Source organism: Bradyrhizobium sp. (assembly GCF_035484855.1).
Classification (GTDB): Bacteria; Pseudomonadota; Alphaproteobacteria; order Rhizobiales; family Xanthobacteraceae; genus Bradyrhizobium.
Genome location: NZ_DATHOP010000154.1, coordinates 22,789 through 44,469, shown reverse-complemented (window position 1 = coordinate 44,469; position 21,681 = coordinate 22,789). Strand labels below are relative to the sequence as shown.

Below are 21,681 nucleotides of genomic sequence, written 5' to 3'. Positions count from 1 at the left end.
AATGAGAAACCCGCCGGACCGACTTGGAACCCCCATGAACCGCGACAACACGCCTCCGCCCGTGCTCCCGGCCGAACTCCCACCGGATGCGCCTCGGGGCTTCATGGCCCGCTTCCGGAACTATTTCCTGACCGGCTTGGTCGTCGCCGGCCCGATCGCCATCACCTTCTATCTGACCTGGTGGTTTGTGACCTGGGTCGATGGCCTGGTGCGGCCGTTCGTGCCGATCGCCTATCGGCCGGAGACCTACCTGCCGTTCGGGCTGCCGGGCTCCGGCCTGATCGTCGCGGTGATCGCGCTGACGCTGTTGGGCTTCCTCACCGCCAATCTGATCGGGCGGACGCTGGTTGATCTCGGCGAGAAACTGCTGGGGCGGATTCCGGCGGTGCGCGCGATCTATCGCGGCCTGAAACAGGTGTTCGAGACACTGTTTTCCGGGCAGGGATCGAGTTTCCGCCGCGTTGGCCTGGTCGAGTTTCCCTCGCCGGGCATGTGGTCGATCGTGCTGATCTCGCAGGCGCCGAGCGAGGAGGTCGCCAACAACCTGCCGGGCCAGGAGGAGCACATCTCGGTGTTCCTGCCGTGTGCGCCGAATCCGACCACGGGCTTCTTCTTCTATGTGCCCAGAAGCAAGATCATCGAAGTCGACATGAGCGCCGAGGACGCCGCCACCCTGATCATGTCCTGCGGCGTGGTGCAGCCCGGCTCCGACGGCCAGAAGAAAGTCGCCGCGTTGGCCGGCATGGCCGAGGCCGCAAGGGTGGCGAATTCAGGCACGCTGCAGCCGGAAGCGGCGAAGGTGGAGTGAGAGCTTAGCGAAATCGGAAAAGCAGTGGTAGGTTGAACGCCATGAGTCCGGGGACAAAAACATTACTGGAGCGGGTCCAATCCTGGCCGGAAGAGGATCAGGAAGAGCTTGCTGAGGTCGCTCGTGAAATCGAATCCCGTCGCAGCGGCGTGTACCAGCTGTCCGATGAAGAGCGTATTGCAGTTCGTGCCGGCATGGACGCAGCGCGTCGCGGCGACTTCGCTTCCGATGAGGAAATCGACGAACTCTATCGCCTGCACCTTCGTGCATGAAGGTCCGCTTTACTCGACCCGCTCAGCGCGATCTCGCTCAAATTCACGCTTACATAAGCCAGGACAGTCCGGACGTCGCTGCCCGTGTCGTCGCACTTCTCATCGATTGTTCGCGAAAGCTCTCAGAGAACCCATTGGCGGGCAGGGCAACTGACGAACCGAACGCGCGCGTGATCGTGGTTCCACGGCTGCGCTATCTTATTTTCTACAGGGTCGCCGAAGAGGAAGTTCACATCACGCATATCCGTCATACATCACGGCCTCGTCCGCGCGGCTGGGGCCGATGAGCATCCCACGCAAACCCCAACGTCATTCCGGGATGGTCCGAAGGACCAGACCTCAGATGCGCAATTGCGCATCGGGGAATCTCGAGATTCCGGGTTCGATGCTTGCGCATCGCCCCGGAATGACGCGGTCGGCTTACCCCGCGCCGATCAGCGGGATCGCCTCGTCCCGCTCGAACAGATAGAGCAGGACACGCAGCGCTTCGCCGCGGTCGCCCTTCAGCTTCGGGTTGTCCTTCATGATGCGCAGCGCCTCGTCGCGGGCCTGCGTGATCAGCTGGGCATGGACGTCCGAGCGCGCGATGCGGTAGCCGGGCAGGCCGCTCTGGCGGATGCCGAGCACGTCGCCTTCGCCGCGCAGTTTCAGGTCCTCCTCGGCAATGCGAAAGCCGTCGGTGGTCTCCCGAATCACCTTCAGCCGCGCCTTGGACATTTCGCCGAGCGGTTCCTGGTAAAGCAGCAAGCAGGTCGAGGCTTCCGAGCCGCGGCCGATCCGGCCGCGCAGCTGGTGCAGTTGCGCCAGCCCAAAGCGCTCGGCGTTCTCGATCACCATGATGGTAGCGGCGGGAACGTCGACACCGACCTCGACCACGGTGGTTGCCACCAAAAGCCCGATCTCGCCGACCGCGAACTGCGCCATCACGCGGTCCTTCTCGGCACCCTTCATCTGGCCATGGACGAGACCGACCTGGTCGCCAAAGTGCTTTTGCAGGCTCTCGAACCGCTTGGTCGCATTGGTGAGATGTTCGATACCCTCGGCCTCGGATTCCTCGACCAGCGGACAGATCCAGTACACGCGCTTTCCCGCCGTCAGCGCGCGGCCGACGGCGTCGACCACCTCGCCGAGCCGGCTGTTCGGCACCGCGCGGGTATCGATCGGCTGCCGCCCGGCCGGCTTCTCGCGCAATTCCGAGACGTCCATGTCGCCAAAATAAGTCAGCACCAGCGTGCGCGGGATCGGCGTGGCGCTCAGCACCAGCACATCGACGGCTTCTCCCTTGGCGGTCAGGGCCAGCCGCTCGCGCACGCCAAAGCGATGCTGCTCGTCGACCACGGCCAGCGCCAAGGCCTTGAAGATCACGTCGTCCTGGATCAGCGCGTGGGTGCCGATCAGGAAATCGATTTCGCCTTGCTCGAGCCGCGCCAGCAATTCGCGCCGCTCCTTGCCCTTTTCGCGGCCGGTGAGGATCGCGACCCGCAAGCCCGCGCGCTCCGCCAGTGGCGTGATGGTCTTGATGTGCTGGCGTGCCAAAATTTCAGTCGGCGCCATCAAAGCGGCCTGCTTGCCGACCTCGGCGACGGCAGCCGCCGCCAGCAGCGCCACCACGGTCTTGCCCGACCCGACGTCGCCCTGCAGCAGCCGCAGCATGCGCACCGGCTGGCGCAGATCCTCGGTGATGGCAGCTGCCGCCTGGCGCTGCGAGGCCGTCAGCGCATAGGGCAGCGCGTCGATGATCCTGTTGCGCAGATGGCCGTCGCCGGCGTGGCGATCGCCGGCCGGCCGGCGCAACTGCGCGCGCACCAGTGCCAGCGCCAGTTGGCCCGCGAGCAGTTCGTCGAAGGCAAGCCGCGACCAGAACGGACCCTCGGGCAGGATGTCCGTGAGCTCGAGCGGCACATGGACGCGGTTCAGCGCCTCGGCTATGTCAGGAAACTTGCAGCGGCGAATGACTTCCGGGCTGATCCACTCCGGCAGTTTCGGCAGTTTTTGCAGCGCCTGCGCCACCGCGCGGCGGAGCGAGCCCAACGCCAGTCCCTCCGTGAGCGGATAGACGGGATCGATGCCCGACAATTTTGCAAATCCGGCTTCATCGACGACGCGGTCGGGATGGGTGATCTGCAGCATGCCGTCATACATCTGCACATGGCCCGAGACGTAGCGCTTGCTGCCAACCGGCAGCAGTTTTTCCACAAAACCCTGTGGACTGCGGAAATAGGTCAGCACGACGTCGCCGGTGTCGTCGCTGGCATAGACCAGATGCGGCGCGCGCGGATTGCGCGGCGGCGGCGGCCGATGCCGGTCGACCGTCACCTCCAGCGTGGCCACGGTGCCCGGCACGGCGTCGCGGACTTTTGGCCGCGCCCGGCGGTCGATCACGCTCGCCGGCAGATGCAGCAAGAGATCGACGATGCGCGGCGTGTCATCGCGGCCGAGCAGATAGCGGAACAATTTGTCCTGCTTCGGCCCGACGCCGGAAAGCGTGGTGATCGGGGCGAACAGCGGATTGAGCAGGGTGGGGCGCATGCGGGAAACTCAAAGCCTTTCGGGTAACGTCACACTAACGTATCCGAATGAAGGGGGCTGGCGGAACCCTCGGCTGATCTGCCAGGCGTCGGGCAAATCACCAACCTTCCAACGTCCTTATTCGACCCGCGTGTCAAGCCCTTCTCGAAAAAATATTCTTCTTTACCGAATATTCGGATTATCCTATATTACTTCCGTCCCACCCCACCAAAGGGGCGTTGCGCAACGTCAACAACGCGGGGCGGGATGCGGTGGACGCCAAGGGTGCTCTTGACGAAGGCGCTCGTGGCGGACGGAAAAGACGCGTGGTCCTGGCACCTCGACGCTGGTGTCAAGTCCGTGGAAGGACACTTTCACGGGTGACGGTGGCCAAAGAGCCCGAGCACCGGGGAGAGCGCGCCCATAATCCGTAAACCATTGCGTGGGGAATGCCGGGTGATTCCGGTGTGACCTGACAACGCGTGTGCGTTCTACCAATACCCGTTGCACACGTGACTATCGGGCGCATCGAGCGCCCGGCATTCCCTGCGCCCTCAATGGAGAGGGCGGGAAATAAAGGGATACCTCGCGCAAAAAGCATGCGGCGAGATCGCGAAGTCATGTCTCAACGTCATTGCGAGCGCAGCGAAGCAATCCATGGAGCAACAAGCAAGAAAGCAAGTAAGAAAGATGGATTGCTTCGCGGAGCCTGTCATCGGGCGCGCATTCGCGCGACCCGTTGGCTCGCTATGGCGGATTCCCGCAACACTGTCGATAAATCAGGCAACACAGGGCTGACATTCCCCATCCCCATCGCTATATCAACCTCGCCCGGCACCACGTCCGGGCTTTCTGCGTTTGCACTGGAATCTGACATGACGGGATCGACACGATCGAGCGGGGGCCTCGACGACCGCCGCAAGCGGCTGTTGTTCCGCTGCTGGCATCGCGGCACGCGCGAGATGGACCTCATTCTCGGCCGTTTTGCCGACGCCGAGATCGGAACACTGCCCGAGCACGAGCTGGCGCAACTGGAGCGCCTGATCGAGGTGCCCGATCCCGATCTTTATGCGGCGCTGACCGGCAATGCCGCGCTGCCGCCAGATCACGCCGGCGACCTGTTCGACCGCATCAAATCGTTTCGTGCGAGCTCCGAGGCATGAAAGCGCCCGCACGATCGCCCGCCGAATTGCTGGTCCCCGGCCGTCCCCTGACCTTTGCCAATGTCGCGGAGGGCGCCGAAGGCCTTGTCATCTCGGATTTGGCGCGCGCGGTCGCGGCCCGGCCCAATCCGCCGCCCATCAGCCTTGCCGTGGTTTGCCGCGACGGGCCAAGGATGCAGCAGCTCGCCCGCGCGCTCGAGTTCTTCGCACCCGATTTACCGCTACTGCTGTTTCCGGCCTGGGACTGCCAGCCCTACGACCGGGTGTCGCCGCATGGCGGCATCCTGGCGCAGCGCATGACCACGCTGGCGCGGTTGTCCCGGCTTGCCGGCAGCGACAGGCCGCTGATCGTGCTGACCACCGTCAACGCCATCGTGCAGCGGGTGCCGGCGCGCGAAAAGGTCGCAGCCCAGGCGCTGTCGGTGGCGCCCGGCCAGGTCGTACCGATGGATTCCATCGTCTCCTGGCTCGAGCATAACGGCTACGAGCGCGCCTCGACCGTGCGCGAAGCCGGCGAATACGCCGTGCGCGGCGGTATCCTCGATCTGTTTCCGGCCGGCCTCGACCAGCCCGTCCGCTTCGATTTCTTCGGCGACAGCCTGGAATCGATCCGCTCCTTCGACGCCGAAACCCAGCGCACGCTCTTGGACATGCGCTCGCTCGACCTGGTCCCGATCTCCGAATTCCAGCTCGTCACCGAAACCATCCGCCGCTTCCGGATGGGCTATGTCGCAGCCTTCGGCGCGCCGGATCGCGACGATGCGCTTTATGAAGCGGTCAGCGAAGGCCGCCGCCATCCCGGCATGGAGCACTGGCTGCCGCTATTCGCCGAGCGGATGGATACGCTGTTTGACTATCTCGACGGCACGACGATTGCGATCGAGCCGCAAAGCGAGGATGCTGCGCGCGAACGCTTCAAGCAGATCGAGGATTACTATGAAGCGCGGCGCGAGGCGCTCGGCCATCCCGGCGCCGGCGCGGTCTACAAACCCCTGCCGCCCGACCGGCTCTATCTGACCGACGACGAGTGGAACAAGCGGCTGGAGCAAGCCTCGCTGGCGCGATTGACGCCGTTCGCACTGCCCGAGGGCAGCACGCTAGCCGTCGACGCCGGCGCGCGGCAGGGACGCAATTTTGCGCCGGAACGCGCCGACACTTCCGTCAACGTGTTCGAAGCCGTGGTCGCCCATGTCCAGGCGTTGCAGGCCCAGCGCAAGAAAGTCGTGGTGGCGCTGTGGAGCGAGGGCTCGCGCGACCGCATGGGCAGCATGCTGCGGGATCACAAGCTCGACCATCTCACCAGCGTCAATACCTGGCGGACGGTGCTGGCGACGCCGCGTAACGAGACCATGCTGGCGGTGGTCGGCATGGAATCCGGCTTCGAAACCGACCAGATCGCCGTCATCAGCGAGCAGGATATTTTGGGCGACCGTCTGGTGCGGCCGCGCAAGGCGGCCCGCAAGCTCGACAATTTCATTTCCGAGGTCACGAGTCTCGCCAGCGGCGACCTCGTGGTGCATGTCGAGCACGGCATCGGCCGCTTCGTCGGCCTGCAGACGCTCGACGTCGCCGGCGCGCCGCATGACTGCCTGGAACTGCATTATGCCGCCGACACGAAGCTGTTTCTCCCCGTCGAGAATATCGAACTGCTGTCGCGCTACGGCTCCGACCACGCCCATGTTGATCTGGACCGGCTGGGCGGCAGCGGCTGGCAGGCGCGAAAGGCCAAGCTGAAAAACCGTATCCGCGAAATTGCGGGCGAACTGATAAAAATCGCCGCCGAGCGGCATTTGCACGAGGCGCCGAAATTGCCGGTGCAGCCGCACGCCTATGACGAATTCTGCGCGCGCTTTCCCTACGAGGAAACCGAGGACCAGCTCGGCGCCATCAATGCGACGCTGAAGGACCTTGAAAGCGGCCGGCCGATGGACCGGCTGATCTGCGGCGATGTCGGTTTTGGGAAGACCGAGGTAGCGCTGCGCGCGGCGTTTGCGGCATCGCTTGACGGCAAGCAGGTCGCCGTCGTGGTGCCGACGACGCTGTTGGCGCGCCAGCACACCAAGACATTCACCGACCGGTTCCGCGGTTTTCCGGTCAACGTCGCGCAGGCTTCCCGCCTGATCGCGCCGAAGCAAATGACGGAGGTGAGGAAAGGCCTCGCCGAGGGCGGCATCGATATCGTGGTCGGCACCCATGCGCTGCTCGGCAAATCCATCAAGTTCAGGGATCTCGGCCTCCTGATCGTCGACGAGGAGCAGCATTTCGGCGTCGGCCACAAGGAGCGGCTGAAGCAATTACGCGCCGAGGTGCATGTACTGACGCTTTCCGCCACGCCCATCCCGCGCACGCTGCAGCTGGCGCTGACCGGTGTGCGCGATCTCTCGATCATCGCCTCGCCTCCGGTCGATCGCCTCGCGGTCCGCACCTTCGTGGCGCCGCACGATCCGCTGATGATCCGCGAGGCGCTGCTGCGCGAGCGCTATCGCGGCGGGCAGGCGTTTTACGTGGTGCCGCGGATCGAGGATCTCGCCGGCGTCAAGGATTTCCTCGACAAGAACGTGCCGGAGATGAAGGTCGCGGTCGCCCATGGCCAGAAGGCGCCGACGGTCATCGAGGACATCATGTCGGCGTTCTACGACGGCAAATACGACATCCTGCTCTCCACCACCATCATCGAGTCCGGCCTCGATATCCCGAACGCCAATACGCTGATCGTGCACCGCGCCGACATGTTCGGGCTGGCGCAGCTCTATCAGCTGCGCGGAAGGGTGGGGCGCTCGAAGCTGCGGGCGTATTCGCTGTTCACGCTGCCGGCGCAGCAGAAGATCACGGTGCAGGCCGAGCGCCGTCTGAAGGTGCTGCAGTCGCTGGAAAATCTGGGCGCCGGATTCCAGCTCGCCTCGCACGATCTGGATATCCGCGGCGCCGGCAATCTGCTGGGCGAGGAGCAATCCGGCCACATCAAGGAAGTCGGATTCGAACTCTACCAGTCGATGCTGGAGGAGGCGATCCTCAACCTCAAGGCCGGCGTCGCCGAGCCCGCGGCCGACCGCTGGTCGCCGCAGATCACCGTCGGCATGCCCGTGCTGATCCCGGACGACTACGTCGCCGACCTCGCGGTGCGGCTGTCGCTGTACCGCAGGCTGGCCGATCTCGACACCGACGACGAAATCGCGAATTTCGCCGCCGAAATGCGCGACCGTTTCGGGGTGCTGCCCGACGAGGTGCGCTATCTCTTCAAGATCGCCGCGATCAAGAACTATTGCCGCAGGGCCAATGTCGAGAAGGTCGACGCCGGGCCGAAGGGCGCGGTCATCGCCTTCCGCGACAACAAATTCGCCGAGCCGGATCGCCTGGTCTATTTCATCCGGCAGCACGGCAAGGCGGCGCGGGTGCGGCCGGACATGAAGGTGGTGTTCTTCCAGGAATGGGAAACGCCGGAGGAACGGTTGGCCGGCACCACGCAAATCCTGCACCAGCTCGCAAGCCTCGCCGAGGACCGCAAGGCGGCGTGAGTAGCCTGTAGGGTGGGCAAAGGCGCCCCTGCGCCGTGCCCACCATCGCTAGATGTAATTGGTTGGTTGGTGGGCACGCTACGCTTTGCCCACCCTACGCGATCGACGCCGTCACGACGCCGCGCGCTGCTGCTCCTCATGCAGCCGCGCCAAGAGCGACTTCGCGCTGTCCCCGGGCATCAGCGTCGCAACCGTCACCGCCGGCTCCGAGCGGGTGTCGCGCTTGCCGTGGCTGGTTTGGCGCATCACGCTTGATAGCCGCCGCGCGATCCCGTGGGCGTTGCGCAGATCAGTCTCAGGGAAGGCCACGATGACCGAGCCGTCCTCCCGAGCCGTGCCAAAATCCATTTGCCGCATCAGGCGGCTGACGATCCGGGCGCCGTCCAGTTGCGCGCGCGGATGATCGGGATCGAAGGCAAAGCGCGCCACCGACAATCCGCCGCCATGGGACAGCGTCTGTTTGACGGCGGTTGCGAAATCGCGATCGAACGCGGTCGAAACCAGCAGGCCGGTTTTGGCATCGAGCAGCCCGCCGGCATCGATCGACTTGAGCACACGGCCGAGATGGGCCTCGAAGGCGTGCTGGCGGATCAGCGGCCGCGCGTTGGCGGCAACCCGCGCCGGCTCGCCCTGGATGATCTCGAGATTGGGCAGGTCGTAGCTCGGTGCCAGTACGTCCGAGGTCAGGACGACGGGCAAATTGCGGAAACGCGCATCCTCGGCCAGCACGGTGAGGAACGCGTCCTCGACGCGCGGGGAAAATCCCTCGCCGAGCACGATGCCGTCGATGTCGCGGGTGTTGAGGTGTTTGGCCGCGGCCTCCATCGAGAACGCACCGACCACGCCCATCCGGGCACCGAGCGCCACCGACAGCGCGGGATAGGAGGCGCCGCGGCCGATCAACAGCACAGTGGCGTCACGCGCGGGATCGCTGTCGTCGAGCGTGGGGCAGGCGTCCTTGTCGCTACCGAGCCTTCGCATGACGGTCGAATGCAGCGTCCTGACCCGGAGAGCGGCGCGGAGCCGCGCCATCAGGCGATCGAAATTGCCGGCGCTCTGCGCGAAGGGAATGGCGTTGTCGGGAAGCCACGTTGTGGGATCGACCGCAATCAACGGCAGATATGGCGTGATCGCGGCGATCTGTTTCGCCAGTGCTCCGAGGCCGGATTGGGCCGTGTTGGAAAAGGCGACCAGGACGGCGGCCGGCGCGAGCTCTCTGACCGCGCGCGAAACGTCGCCCCAGCCGGCGTCGATCACCGGAAACAATTTCGCTTCGTCCAGCGCAGAGGCAAACGCCGGCCGCCCCTCCGGCGATACGACGATGATCGGACCTTGCTGAGACATCTGACAAACCCGCCATCGACGCTTCGACGTCGAGCGCGCGATCCTAGGATGGCAGCCTTAATGGCCCGTCAACGCGGCCGCTCGACTTCAACTAGGTGGAACTGGTCCGATCGCGAAACGCTTCCACCATCAGCGGGTTAAGCCCGAGTTCGGCGAGCGCCTCGCGGGCGCGGGCATTGTCATGGGCGCGTCCGGCGAGCCTGTGGCCGCTCAACCGGTCGGGCAGCGCGGTCAGCAGCGCGCCCTGTCCGAGGCGCCGTGCCCACTCCAGCAAATCCGTCGCCAGGAACCGGTAACCGCCGACCGCCATGATGCCCGATGGCGGCGCGGTGATGCAGATTGCCCCGGTCGAGCGGTCGAGCCGCGCCGCATAGTCGGTATCGACGAAATCGCGCGGCGGCTGCGCCATCAGCGAGTCGCCGTGTGGCGCCGACGAGGCATAGGCCGCCGGCGTCACCATCGGTCCGCGCAAGGCCAATGTTCCCTTCGGCGTGAGGAATATCTCGCCCGATATCGAGGAGCCCGGAACTTCGCGTGGGGCGCCATGCATGCCCGGCAGCACCGGCGCCGGCGCCCCCTCGGCGTTGCGGCAGACAGCGAACAGGCCGGCTTCGCCGAACAGATAGACGTCGGTCAGCGCGGCCTGTCGATCGGTCCAGACCGGGCTGGCGAGGACCTGTTCCGGCGCGCGCCACAGCGCGATCACGTTGCGCAAGGTCGGCAGCCGCGAGGACAATTCGTTTTCACTCAACCGCATCGCCAGCTGCGCCGGCGCGATCAGCGTATCGCAGGATTGCTCGCTGATCTGCTGCTCCAGCACATTGCCGTCGAAGGGATGATGCAGCGCCAGCGTCCCGCCCGACAGCAGCCAGACCACCAGCGACGAGATCACGCCGGCAAACGACGAGGGCGCAAACGCCGACATGAAGACCGAACCTTGCGGCAGGTCGGCTTCCAGCGACAGCGCCAGCCCGCCGGCGATCAGATGCAAATGGGTGCGCGGCACGGGGCGAAAACCGTCGGCCGTGACGTCGAACGAGATGATCGCGGCCTTGCGACCATCCTCCACGACGGCGCGCCTGGTCGTCGCGTCGCCGGCAAGTGCCACGTCGAGCGAGGCCATGCCCTCGGGGAGATGATTGCCGAAGCCGCAGACATGGCGGATCGAAAACGCTTCGGCAGCCGCGTTCATCGCAAGGTCGGCGTGGTTGACGCCGTCGACCCTGCCCGAGGTCACGATCGCGCGCGCGCCGGTGCGATTGAGCGCCACCGTCAGTTCCGCCTGCCGCCAGAGCAGCGGAAACAGCGCAACCACGAGGCCCGCGCGGTGCGCCGCAAGCACGGTCAGGACGAACTCGATGGTATTCGGCAGTTGCACCGCGATGACGGAATTGTTGGGCAGGCCGGCTTCGATGAAATGCGCCGCAAGCGCCGTGATCGCCCGGTCGGCCTCAGCGAAGCTCAGACGCTTCGCCGGCTGGCCGGTGACGCGCGGCTTGTCGAGCGGATCGACCAGCGCCAGGGCGTCCGGCTTTCGCGCCAGGATCCGCTTGAACAGGACGTCGAGCGTCGGCGATGTGTTGGTCTGGATCACGGGATCACTTCGGTTGTCGTCACTTCGCTCGCGGGTCCGGCCGCTGCCACCAGGTTTCAGGGAGATATCCCGTCAAGGCGGTGGCCTGTGGCCGTTCTATCCGATTCCAGCGCGCGATCCATTGCTCTTGCGCATTAAACAACGGGATAGCGTAGAAGCCCGAGATCAGGGCACGATCGAGCGCGCGGACCGCCGAGACGAAAGCCGGACGTTCGCGCGCCTCCAGCAGCGCCGCGATCATGGCGTCGATCGCCGGATCCTTGGCGCCCATATAGTTGCGCGTGCCTTGGACGTCCGCGGCGCCGCTGCCCCAATAGAAATACTGCTCGTTACCCGGGGACAGCGACTGATCCCAGCGATTCCAGATCATGTCGAAATCATAACCGAGCCGGCGTTGCTCGAACTGCACCGCGTCGACCGAGCGCACGGTGGCCTCAATCCCCGCGCGCTTCAGATCGCGGAGATAGGCCAGCGCGATCCGCTCCTGGTCGCGCGTCGACACCAAAATCTCGAAGGTGAGGGGGGCTTTGGTCGACCGCTGCCGCAGCACCGTGCCGTCGAGATCGTAACCGGCCTGGGACAGCAATGTCAGCGCGGCGCGCAGCGTGGCGCGGTCGCGCCCCGAGCCGTCGGTAACGGGAAAGCGGTAGCTGCCGTCGAGAATATCGGGCGGGATCCGGGAGGCGAACGGTTTCAGCAATTCCAGCTCGCGGGCGTCGGCGGGCCGGCCATAGGCCGACAATTCGGACCCGGCGAAGAAGCCCGCCGAGCGGCCATACAGTCCGAAGAAGTAATTGCGGTTGACCCATTCGAAATCGAACAGCAGCGTGAGGGCCTCGCGGACTCTCACATCGGAGAATTTTGGAAGCCGCGTATTGAACACCAGAAACTCCGAAGGCTGCGGCATTCCGGTCTTGATGGCGTCGCGGATCACCTGGCCGTCCCTGGCCGCGGGGAAATCGTAGCCGTCATGCCAATACAACGGCTCGGTCTCGACGCGGAAGTCGTAGAGGCCGCGCCTGAAGGCTTCGAACAGTCCGTTCGACTCGCGGTAGAAGTCGAATTTGATTTCATCGAAATTCCAAAATCCCCGATTGATCGGCAGGTCGCGGCCCCAATAGTCGGGATTGCGCGTGAATGTGACGCTCACGCCCGGTTTGACCTCCGTGACGCGATAGGGGCCGGAACCCATCGGCGGCAGCATCGATGTCTCTTCGAAGGTCGCAACATCGGTCGCATGCCGCGGCAACACCGGCAGCAGGCCGAGGATCAGCGGCAGCTCGCGATCATTGGCGCCGGCAAGATCGAACCGTACGGACAGCGGGTCGAGCGCTTCGGCTTTGGTGACCTTGGAATAGGCTTGGCGGGAATTGGGACGGCCGTGGTCGCGCAACAGCGCCCAGGAGAACAACACGTCGTCGGCCGTTACGGGTTGTCCGTCCGAGAAGCGCGCCCGCGGATCGAGATGAAAGGTGACGAAGCTTCTGGCGTCGTCGGTCTCGACGCTTTTGGCGAGCAGACCGTAGAGCGTGAACGGTTCGTCGTCGCCGCGCGCCATCAGACTTTCGACGGTATAGCCTCGCTCGAAGTTGTAAGCCCTGATCTGCTGGACCGCGACCGCGCCCTTGACGATCAGGGGATTGAGGCTGTCGAAGGTGCCGAGAACACCCCATGTCAACCGGCCGCCCTTGGGCGCATCGGGATTGGCATAAGGCAGGTGGGTGAAATCCTGCGGCAGCGCGGGCTCACCCTGCATGGCGATGGCGTAGCTCTCTTTCGCCAATGCCCTGCCGCAGTCGATCGCCGACCAGAGGCCGAAAGCGAGGACGCTACCTGCCAACGCTTGAATGCAGCGCCGCAGCGATATCAGCGACACGGCACGCCGATTTGATTCGGATTTGCTCACCAAAAGATTCTAGCATGGCCCCGGCTGTGGACCACGACCGGCGCCGGCGATGCTTGTCGCCATTGATCTTTTCATCGGCCACTGTATGAAGGCTTGCAATTGACCTAGACGGCAGGGCCTGTCACTTAACCGCCTCATTTGGCGGGGAGACAGCCGCCCAAACGGCCAGGTGTCGGGCGCCTGCGGCGGTTTTGGGCGCTCCCGTTCAGAAAGGGCTTTCTGCAATGAATTTCCGTATCTTGGCCGCGTCGGTCTGGCCGCGTGGGCGGGTTTTCGCCCTGCTGGCGGCGGCCGCGCTGACCGCCGGTCTGCTGGCGCCGATCGTCCATGCGCAGCAGCCAACTCCAGCTCCAGCGCCCGGCGCACCGAAAGCCAAGGCGAAGGCCGCCCCGAAGGCTCCCCCCGCGCCCGCGCCTGCCCCGGCCGCTCAGGCACCGCCGGCGGCGGGTGCGCCACCTCCCGCCGCGGCGGCCCAGCAGCAGCCCGCGGACCAGCAGATTCCACAGCTGATCTACGCGCCCTGGACGAAATTCTGCATCAAGGGCCAGGGTCAGCAGGGGGCACCTCCGGATCCCAACGCCAAGCAGATTTGTTTCATCGGCAAGGATGGCCGGATCGAGTCCGGCCAAGCGGTCGTCGCCGCCGTCGTCATCGAACCGGAAGGCGAGCCGAAGAAGGTGCTGCGTGTCACGCTGCCGCTCGGCATGCAATTGGCTCACGGAACCCGCATCGTCGTCGACAACAACCCGCCGGCGCAGAGTCCCTTCTCGTTCTGTTATCCCAACGGATGTGTCGCGGACTACGAACTGACGCCGGAACTGCTTGCCAACATGAAGAAGGGGCAGACGTTGTACGTTCAGGCGATCCCGGCCAACAACGACGCGCTGACCCTCCCATTGCCCCTGCAAGAAGGTACCAACAGTTTCGCCAAGGCCTATGACGGTCCGCCGACCGATCCAAAGGTTTTCGAGGAAAACCAGAAGAAGCTGCAGGAAGAGTTGCAGAAACGCGCCGACGAAGCGCGCAAGCGGCTGGAGGCCACCCAGCCGGGCGCCGCTGCTGCCAATCCGGCGGCGAAGTAGGCCGCGTCGCTTCAGCGGCAAATCAAAAGGCGCCCGGGTGGGGCGCCTTTTTTCCGGATAGGTCATCCTGAGGTGCGAGCCCCTTCGGCGAGCCTCGAAGGATGACTAGCTCGGTGCCCGAGCCCCATCCTTGGAGACGCCGCGCAAGATGCGCGGCTCCTCAGGATGACGCATTGATCGCCGGTGAGCTCAGTTCAGCGAGGGATTGCGCGGGCGATAGCTGCCCGATTTGTCCTTCACGAAAATCTCGGCGACCTGGGAATGCCGGATCGGCTCGCCGGAATCGTCGGGCAACAGGTTCTGCTCGGAGACGTAGGCGACGTATTCCGATTCCGAATTCTCGGCGAGCAGGTGATAGAACGGCTGATCCTTGTGGGGGCGGACCTCCTCGGGGATCGACAGCCACCATTCCTCGGTATTGTTGAATTCCGGATCGATATCGAAGATCACGCCCCGGAACGAAAAGATCCGGTGCCGGACGATCTGTCCGATCTGAAACTTGGCGGTCCGCGTTTTTATCATGTCTCGTCGAATAGACCATGATTGTGGCCGATGCTAGAGGCAAAGCGGCGAATTAACCTTTGCCATGACAGGTCAGCCAGGCGCCGTGCTGCAGACCCACCAGTCGATATTTCCGTGAAATCTAGCCGGTCGGCCGCGTCGATCGCCAGGACGGCGCCAGCCCCTCGCGCATGGCGAGGCGGCGGAGCGGACCGAATGAGCCGAGCAAGTGCAGGCCCGCGGCGCGCAAACCTTGCGCGGGGAGGAAATCGCTGAGCAGCGAGCGGTTGGCGAGATCGATCGCAAGCGTACGGCTGAGGATATCGGGGCGGCGCGCCATGTCGTAGCGCTTCAATAGCTGCGGCGAGCCGGGGTCCTCGCCCGACTCAATCGCGCGGCCGACGATGCTAGCGAGATCGGCGGCGTCGCGCAGGCCCATGTTGAGGCCCTGCGCACCGATCGGCGGGATTACATGCGCGGCCTCGCCGACCAGCGCGATGCGGGATTTCGCGAAATGCCCGGGACGCTCGATCGCCAGCGGAAACAGATGGCGTCCGGGTTCGACGCGAAGACGGCCGAGGATGGAATGCGATTGCCTTTCGGCCGCGCCAGACAATTCATCATCGGAAAGCGCGATCAGCCGTTCGGCCTCTCTCGGCGCCAGAACCCGCACCACACTGCAGCGTTCGCCCGGCAGGGGCACGAAGACGCAGGGGCCCTGCGGGGTGTGAAACTCGGTCGAGACATTCCGGTGCGACCGGGAATGGCTGACGTTGAAGGTCAGCGCCGACTGATCGAGGTCGCGACGCGCGACCTCGATGCCGGCGGCCTGGCGGCACAACGAATGCCGCCCATCGGCGCCGGCGACGAGGCGTGCGGAAAGTGATTTTCCCTCCGCCGTATGAATGGCGACATGATCATCTTCCGGGCTGACCAGATCGGCCTCGTCGTCGAACCGGGTCAGCGCCGTCAACTCGTTTGCCCGTTGTTCCAGCGCCGCTATCAAAAGGCGGTTTTCGATGTTGTAGCCGAATTCGTTGAGGCCGATTTCATCGGCCGAAAACCGCACCTCGGGCGCGCGGATCAGGCGGCCGGTGTCGTCGACGAGCCGCATCGCCCGCAACGGCGCCGCGTCGTCGCGGCAGCGCGGCCAGACATCCAGCGCGTGGAGGAAATCAACGGAACCGCCCAGCAATGCCGTGGTGCGATTGTCGGCATAGGGCACACGGCGGGCGATCAGCGCCGTTCGCGCGCCGGCTTGCGCGACCGCGATCGCCGCTGCCAGTCCGGCCGGACCGCCGCCGATCACGGCGACGTCGCAGCTCTCCGATGCTCCGTTCATGTCAGGACAATTGACTTTCCCGGGGCCATTTTCAAGCCCGCCATCTGCGTCCCGCCATGGTCCGTTTGCGCGGCGGAACGCCGCAACGGCAGATGTGCAAGACGAGAGGATTCCTGATAGTGCTGCCGGGCCAATGGACCAGATCAACCAGCAGGTTTCCTCAACTGTATCGCCGGCGAAGCGCGTGGCCGCGTTTTCCGTGCATGTCTTCACGGCGCTGGGCGCGGGCATCGCGCTACTGGCGCTGCTCGAGGCCGTGCGCGAGCACTGGGCCGCGATGTTCTGGTGGCTTGGGGCAGCGCTCCTGATCGATGCGCTCGACGGTCCGATCGCGCGGCGGCTGGACGTCGCGCGCGTGCAGCCGAACTGGTCTGGCGACGTGCTCGATCTCGTGGTCGATTTCGTCACCTATGTGTTCGTGCCGGCCTATGCGATCACCGCCAGCGGGCTCGTGCTGCCGTTGGCGGCGCCGCTGCTCGGCATCGGCGTTGCCGTCTCCGGCGCGCTCTATTTCGCCGACCGCCGCATGAAGAGCGCCGACAATCATTTTCGCGGCTTTCCTGGGCTGTGGAACGTTGCGGCGTTCTATCTGTTCCTGCTGCATCCTGCGCCGGCGGTCTCGAGCCTCGCGGTAATCATCCTGATCGTGGCCACATTTGCGCCGTTCCATGTTGTGCATCCGGTCCGCGTGGCGCGGCTGCGCTGGCTGACATTGTCGCTGATGGCCATCTGGGCCGTTCTGACCGTCGTCGCAGTGGCGAATGATTTCGACGTCGGCGTGCCGGTCAAGTCAGCGCTCTGCCTGATCGCCGCCTATGTCGTGGTGAGCGACGCGGCGATCAAGCTGGTGCGATCGTTCAAGGCATGATGGCGCTGCTGACTAACCCGGAAGCCTGGGCGGCCTTGTTGACCCTGACGGTGCTGGAAATCGTGCTCGGCATCGACAATGTGATCTTCCTGTCGGTGATCGTCTCGCGCATCCCGGAGGCGCAGGCGACGCGCGCAAGGCAGATAGGATTGGCGCTGGCGCTGGTGTTCCGCATCCTGCTGCTTTGCCTGCTGGTGTGGCTGATCGGACTGACGCAGACCATCCTCCGCCTGGGCGGCATGGGGCTTTCGTGGCGCGACCTCATCCTGATCGGCGGCGGGCTGTTCCTGATCGCCAAGGCGACCCACGAAATCCACGGCGAGGTGGAGGCGCGCGACCGGGCGAGCGCGAATGCACGTGCCGGCCATGCCTTCCTCTGGGTGATCGCCCAGATCATCGTCGTCGATATCGTGTTCTCGCTGGACTCCATCATCACCGCGATCGGCATGGCGCAGGATCTCGCCATCATGATCGCGGCCGTCGTCATCGCCTGTCTGATCATGTATCTGTCGTCGGGTCCGGTCGCGCGATTCGTAGCGGCGCATCCCACCACCAAGATGCTGGCGCTGGCATTTCTGGTGCTGATCGGGGTTGCGCTGGTCGCGGACGGATTTCAGTTCCATATCCCGCGCGGCTACATCTATTTCGCCATCGCGTTTTCCGCAGTTGTCGAGGTCTTCAACGTGCTGGCCGGGCGCAACCGCAAGCAGGGCCGTTAACTTTTCTACGCTTGAGGCGACTTCGGGGTTGAGTTGACAATACCGCCATGATGGCTTCCGATTCAGCTGACGGAAATGCCAAGGGAGAAGCCGATATGACCAAGGCCGTACGGGTACACAAGGTGGGGGGTCCGGAAGCCCTGGTGTACGAAGCCGTCGACGTGCCCGCGCCGGCTGCCGGCGAGGTCCGTATCCGCCAGCATGCCGTCGGCCTGAATTTTATCGACGTCTACTACCGCAACGGCCTCTACAAGGCGCCCGGGCTGCCGTTCATTGCCGGCAACGAAGCCGCCGGTGAGGTTTTGTCGGTCGGTCCCGGCGTGACCAATTTTCATCCCGGCGACCGCGTCGCCTATTATTTCAATCTCGGCGCCTATGCCACCGAGCGCAACATTCCCGCCGACAAGCTCGTCAAACTGCCAGACCACATCACCTACGAACAGGGCGCGGTCCTGATGCTGAAGGGGCTGACGGTCTGGTACCTGCTGCACAAGACCTTCAAGGTCGAGCCGCACCATCGGGTGCTGATCCACGCCGCCGCCGGCGGCATCGGCCTGTTGGCCTGCCAGTGGGCGAGGGCGCTCGGCGCCCATGTCATCGGCACCGTCGGCTCCAAGGCCAAGGCCGATCTCGCGCTTGCCAATGGCTGCGATCACGTCATCCTCTATAACGAGGAGGATTTCGTCGCGCGCGTCAAACAGATCAGCCGCAACGAACTCTGCGACGTGGTCTATGACGGCGTCGGCAAGACCACCTTTCCGGGCTCGCTATCCTGCATCAAACCGCGCGGCCTGTTCGTGAGCTTTGGCAATGCCTCGGGTCCGGTGCCGCCGTTCTCGATCGCCGAACTCAACAATCACGGCTCGCTGTTCGCCACCCGCCCAAAACTCAACGACTACATCGGCAAGCGCTCGGAACTGCTGGAAGGCGCCGACACCCTGTTTGCCGCCGTCATCAACGGCAAGCTGCACGTGCCGATCAACCACGCCTACGCGCTGAAGGATGCCGCCAAGGCCCATATCGATCTGGAAAGCCGCGCCACGACCGGGGCGTCGATCCTGAAGCCGTAACTCGTCGTCCCGGCCAACGCCGGGACCCATACGGCGTGATCTCGCAGTTTGGCACCAAGGGCAGACGTAACGGTAACAACAAACGGGCGTGGTTATGGGTCCCGGCCTTCGCCGGGGCGACTCGCGGAGAGCTACGCCACGCGCCTTGCCGCGCCCATCCGCGTCAGGATCGCATCCAGCGCATCGATTATGGCAGCGATCTCCTCTCGCGTGACGTTGAGCGCCGGCATCAAGCGCAGCGTATCGGGGCGCGGAGCGTTGAGCAGAACTCCGTCCTCGAAGGCCTGCGCAACGATCGAGGCGGCGATTGGCATCCTCAAGTCGAGCGCCAGCAACAGCCCCCGGCCGCGGACTTCGCCAAGGCCGTGACGCGCCGACATCCGTTGCAACTCGCTTTCGAGATAAAGGCCGGTATCGGTAACCGACTTCAGGAAGCACGACTCCGCGACAGCCTGCAAAACCGCTAGTCCCGCCGCGCACATCAACGGATTGCCGTTGAACGTGCCACCCTGGTCACCGTGCTCAAAGCAGGAGACCGCTTCGGTGGCGAGCAACGCGGCCAGCGGCACGCCGCCGCCGATACCCTTGCCGAGCGTCATGATATCGGGCTCGATCCCGGCATTTTCATAGTCGAACAGCTTTCCGGTGCGGCCCATGCCGGTCTGAATCTCGTCGACAATCAGTAGCAGGCCGTGCGCCTTGGTGAGATCGCGCAGCTCGCGCAGGAATTTTGGCGTCGCGGGCCAAACGCCGGCCTCGCCCTGGATCGGCTCCAGCATCACGGCGATGGTTTTGTCCGATATCAGCCGCTCGACGGAAGCGAGATCGTTCAACTGCGCCTTGGGGAAGCCCGGGACCTTCGGCTCGAACAGCGGCTCGAACGCCTTCTTGCCGGAAGCCGACATCGTCGCCAGCGTCCGGCCGTGAAAGCCGCCCTCGAAGGTGATGATCTCGTAGGCGTCGCTCCGGTGCAGCGCGCCGTATTTGCGCGCGAGTTTGATCGCGCCCTCATTGGCTTCGGCGCCCGAATTGGCGAAGAACACCTGGTCGAAGCAGCTGTGATCTGTCAGCGCCTTCGCCAGCTTAAGGCTCGGACCGTTGTAAAACGCCGGGCTCGGCGTCAGCAGCAGCTTTGACTGCGCCGCAAGCGCTTCCGCCACGACCGGCGGAGAATGGCCGAGGCAATTGACCGCCCAGCCCTGGATGAAATCGAGATAGCGCTTGCCGCTGTCATCCCACAGGAACGAGCCTTCGCCGCGGACGAACACCGCCTGTGGGCGCGAGGTGATTTCCATCAAGGCGTCGAACGGATGGGTGGCGATATTCATGTCGAAACTCCCAGCGGTTGAATGAAAAAGCGCGCCAAAACGCGAGAAGGCCGCACTTTTTCGGGTGCGGCCTTCTCGAAAACGGTGCTGAGTTATCTATTCAGCGTTGTCGTCGGACACGGCGCGACCCATCATCGTCAGAGCGACGACGGAAAGTGGTGGCGCGGAGTTGGGTCCGGGTGAAAATCATGACGCACGCCCATACAGCCGAAGGGCGGGGAATGTCAAGCGGAGTTAGAAACCCGCGACGCTGCCATGAAGGTCGTACTCGTCGGCGCGCTCGATCTTCGCGGTGACGATTTCGCCGACGCGGAGCGGCCGACGGCTCGAGAGATAGACCGCGCCGTCAATCTCCGGCGCGTCCGCCTTCGAGCGGCCCTTCGAGACGGTCGGGCCGACTTCGTCGATGAGCACCTGCTGCCTTGTGCCGACCTTGCGCTTCAGCCTGCGTGCGGAAACCTTCTGCTGGCGGGCCATCAGCGCATTCCAGCGCTCCTGCTTGATCTCTTCGGGCACAGGATTGCCGATTGAGTTCGAAGATGCACCCGCCACCGGCTCGTATTTGAAGCAGCCGGCGCGGTCGATTTCGGCCTCATCGAGCCAGTCGAGCAGATAGGCAAAATCGGAATCGGTCTCGCCGGGAAAGCCGACGATGAAGGTGGAGCGCAAGGTCAACTCGGGACATTGCTCGCGCCATTGCTTGATCCGCCCCAAGGTCTTGTCCTGCGCGGCTGGACGCTTCATCGCTTTGAGGATTTCCGGGCTCGCATGCTGGAAGGGAATGTCGAGGTAGGGCAATACTTTGCCCTCGCTCATTAATCCGATGACTTCGTCGACATGGGGATAAGGATAGACGTATTGCAATCGTACCCAGGCGCCGAGCTCACCGAGCTCGCGCGCGAGATCGAAGAATTTCGCGCGAACCTTGCGATCCTTCCACGGACTCGCGGCATATTTGATGTCGACGCCATAGGCCGAGGTGTCCTGCGAGATGACCAGCAATTCCCTGACGCCGGCGGTGACCAGTTTCTCCGCCTCGCGCAAGACGTCGCCGGCCGGCCGCGACACCAGGTCGCCACGCAGTTTCGGGATGATGCAAAAGCTGCAGCGGTTGTTGCAGCCTTCGGAAATCTTCAAATAGGCGTAGTGCCGCGGCGTCAGCTTGATGCCCTGCGGCGGCACCAGATCGAGATGCGGATTGTGCAGCGGGGGCAGCGCGCGATGCACGGCATCGAGCACGCTCTCATATTGCTGCGGGCCCGTGATCGACAGCACGCCGGGGTAGGCGGCCTCGATCTGCTCGGGCTCCGCACCCATACAACCGGTGACGATGACCTTGCCGTTCTCGGCCATTGCTTCGCCGATTGCACCCAGCGATTCCCTTTTGGCGCTGTCGAGGAAGCCGCAGGTGTTGACGATGACGAGATCGGCGCCATCGTGCTTGCGCGCCAACTCATAGCCTTCCGCGCGCAATCGCGTGATGATGCGCTCGGAATCCACCAGCGCCTTGGGGCATCCCAGCGAAACAAAGCTGACTTTGGGCGCGGTGGCCTGTTGCATCTCTGGTTTGTCCTGATGATGGGCAGGAGCTAGTCCCAATTGCGTATAATTACAAGGCTTTGAGCGGGGGTGCGGCATGCTATGAATAATTCAAGGGAATG

General features: G+C 64.3%; 17 protein-coding genes. 9 read left to right on the top strand and 8 right to left on the bottom strand.

The genetic code is table 11. The features are described 5' to 3' along the window. Positions 1-34 precede the first annotated feature (34 nt). Genes VK804_RS17060 through VK804_RS33035 form a run of 3 tightly spaced genes read left to right on the top strand, consistent with a single transcriptional unit; the run spans position 35 to position 1,367 of the window. Positions 35-808, top strand: coding sequence for a DUF502 domain-containing protein (locus VK804_RS17060; RefSeq protein ID WP_325372315.1), 774 nt, complete (start codon positions 35-37; stop codon positions 806-808). Positions 809-840: 32 nt separating this feature from the next. Further along, on the top strand, positions 841-1,080 hold the full coding sequence (locus tag VK804_RS17055) for a hypothetical protein (protein ID WP_325372314.1): 240 nt from the start codon (positions 841-843) through the stop codon (positions 1,078-1,080). After that, positions 1,077-1,367: a type II toxin-antitoxin system RelE/ParE family toxin gene (locus tag VK804_RS33035; RefSeq protein ID WP_414642804.1), complete on the top strand. Its 291-nt coding sequence runs from the start codon at positions 1,077-1,079 to the stop codon at positions 1,365-1,367. The genes VK804_RS17055 and VK804_RS33035 overlap by 4 nt, the downstream gene beginning before the upstream one ends. A gap of 133 nt (positions 1,368-1,500) precedes the next feature. Here the strand turns inward: VK804_RS33035 and recG are convergent, their stop codons facing one another. Beyond that, positions 1,501-3,609, bottom strand: coding sequence for an ATP-dependent DNA helicase RecG (recG, locus tag VK804_RS17050; protein WP_325372312.1), 2,109 nt, complete (start codon positions 3,607-3,609; stop codon positions 1,501-1,503). 854 nt (positions 3,610-4,463) lie between these two features. On the opposite strand from recG, the gene VK804_RS17045 reads away from it, so the two are divergent. Both VK804_RS17045 and mfd read left to right on the top strand, forming a co-directional pair. Beyond that, positions 4,464-4,751: a succinate dehydrogenase assembly factor 2 gene (locus tag VK804_RS17045; protein ID WP_325372310.1), complete on the top strand. Its 288-nt coding sequence runs from the start codon at positions 4,464-4,466 to the stop codon at positions 4,749-4,751. After that, positions 4,748-8,266 (top strand): transcription-repair coupling factor, encoded by a 3,519-nt coding sequence (gene mfd / locus VK804_RS17040; protein WP_325372308.1) that lies wholly within the window; start codon positions 4,748-4,750, stop codon positions 8,264-8,266. Before VK804_RS17045 ends, mfd begins: the two co-directional genes overlap by 4 nt. Before the next feature lie 111 nt (positions 8,267-8,377). Here mfd and VK804_RS17035 read toward each other — a convergent pair whose 3' ends face one another. From VK804_RS17035 to VK804_RS17025, 3 genes are all read right to left on the bottom strand, one after another. Further along, complete coding sequence (locus VK804_RS17035; RefSeq protein ID WP_325372306.1) at positions 8,378-9,610, bottom strand: GGDEF domain-containing protein; 1,233 nt, start codon at positions 9,608-9,610, stop codon at positions 8,378-8,380. A gap of 91 nt (positions 9,611-9,701) precedes the next feature. After that, positions 9,702-11,204, bottom strand: coding sequence for a class I adenylate-forming enzyme family protein (locus VK804_RS17030; RefSeq protein ID WP_325372304.1), 1,503 nt, complete (start codon positions 11,202-11,204; stop codon positions 9,702-9,704). A gap of 19 nt (positions 11,205-11,223) precedes the next feature. Then, positions 11,224-13,110, bottom strand: a complete 1,887-nt coding sequence (locus VK804_RS17025; RefSeq protein ID WP_414642803.1) for an extracellular solute-binding protein — start codon at positions 13,108-13,110, stop codon at positions 11,224-11,226. Between the two features lie 224 nt (positions 13,111-13,334). Between VK804_RS17025 and VK804_RS17020 the strand changes: the two genes are divergently transcribed. After that, a complete protein-coding gene (locus VK804_RS17020) occupies positions 13,335-14,192 on the top strand; it encodes an invasion associated locus B family protein (RefSeq protein WP_325372302.1) in 858 nt (285 codons plus the stop codon). A gap of 189 nt (positions 14,193-14,381) precedes the next feature. On the opposite strand, the gene hspQ is transcribed toward VK804_RS17020, so the two are convergent. Both hspQ and VK804_RS17010 read right to left on the bottom strand, forming a co-directional pair. After that, entirely contained in the window at positions 14,382-14,714 is a 333-nt protein-coding gene (gene hspQ / locus VK804_RS17015) for a heat shock protein HspQ (protein WP_325372300.1), read from the bottom strand. Positions 14,715-14,835: 121 nt separating this feature from the next. Continuing rightward, positions 14,836-16,035 carry a UbiH/UbiF family hydroxylase gene (locus VK804_RS17010; protein ID WP_325372298.1) on the bottom strand — a complete coding sequence of 400 codons (1,200 nt, stop codon included), beginning with the start codon at positions 16,033-16,035 and terminating at the stop codon, positions 14,836-14,838. A gap of 133 nt (positions 16,036-16,168) precedes the next feature. Here VK804_RS17010 and pcsA point away from each other — a divergent pair, with 133 nt between their 5' ends. The 3 genes from pcsA to VK804_RS16995 all read left to right on the top strand — a co-directional run bounded on the left by pcsA (position 16,169) and on the right by VK804_RS16995 (position 18,692). Next, positions 16,169-16,903: a phosphatidylcholine synthase gene (gene pcsA, locus VK804_RS17005; RefSeq protein ID WP_325372296.1), complete on the top strand. Its 735-nt coding sequence runs from the start codon at positions 16,169-16,171 to the stop codon at positions 16,901-16,903. Then, positions 16,900-17,622, top strand: a complete 723-nt coding sequence (locus tag VK804_RS17000) for a TerC family protein (RefSeq protein WP_325372294.1) — start codon at positions 16,900-16,902, stop codon at positions 17,620-17,622. Before pcsA ends, VK804_RS17000 begins: the two co-directional genes overlap by 4 nt. Before the next feature lie 95 nt (positions 17,623-17,717). Next, on the top strand, positions 17,718-18,692 hold the full coding sequence (locus tag VK804_RS16995; RefSeq protein ID WP_325372292.1) for a quinone oxidoreductase: 975 nt from the start codon (positions 17,718-17,720) through the stop codon (positions 18,690-18,692). 131 nt (positions 18,693-18,823) lie between these two features. Here the strand turns inward: VK804_RS16995 and VK804_RS16990 are convergent, their stop codons facing one another. Together VK804_RS16990 and rimO are read right to left on the bottom strand one after the other, a co-directional pair. Continuing rightward, the gene (locus VK804_RS16990) at positions 18,824-20,020 is read right to left on the bottom strand and encodes an acetylornithine transaminase (protein WP_325372290.1); all 1,197 of its coding nucleotides are present in this window, start codon (positions 20,018-20,020) and stop codon (positions 18,824-18,826) included. Between the two features lie 234 nt (positions 20,021-20,254). Beyond that, positions 20,255-21,580, bottom strand: coding sequence for a 30S ribosomal protein S12 methylthiotransferase RimO (gene rimO, locus VK804_RS16985; RefSeq protein ID WP_325372288.1), 1,326 nt, complete (start codon positions 21,578-21,580; stop codon positions 20,255-20,257). Positions 21,581-21,681 lie beyond the last annotated feature (101 nt).